Source organism: Faecalibacterium sp. DFI.5.82, from assembly GCF_029076575.1.
Classification (GTDB): Bacteria; Bacillota; Clostridia; order Oscillospirales; family Ruminococcaceae; genus Faecalibacterium; species Faecalibacterium duncaniae.
The window spans coordinates 1-301 of the sequence record NZ_JARFIS010000737.1; the positions used below are offsets into that span (position 1 = coordinate 1).

Consider the following 301-nt stretch of genomic DNA (forward strand, 5'->3'; position numbering starts at 1 on the left):
CTGGAGCACCCCTTCTCCCGAAGTTACGGGGTCAATTTGCCGAGTTCCTTAACAACCCTTCTCCCGTTGGCCTTAGAATCTACTTCCTACCTACCTGTGTCGGTTTGCGGTACGGGCACCTCAGAAATACACACAGCTTTTCTCGCCATCTTCCATCTCAGACTTCGGTACTAATTTCCCTCGATCTCTACCGGAACCAACACCAGGCTCTGAGACTTCATATGTGTCCCTGTGCTTAACTCTTTTGGTGGTGACGGAATCTCTACCGTCTGTGCATCGGCTACGCCTTCCGGCCTCACCT

General features: G+C 52.2%; 1 rRNA gene. It reads right to left on the bottom strand.

Going from position 1 to position 301, the window contains the following annotated elements:
- A 23S ribosomal RNA gene (locus P0G09_RS18685) occupies positions 1–301 on the bottom strand; the annotation flags it as partial.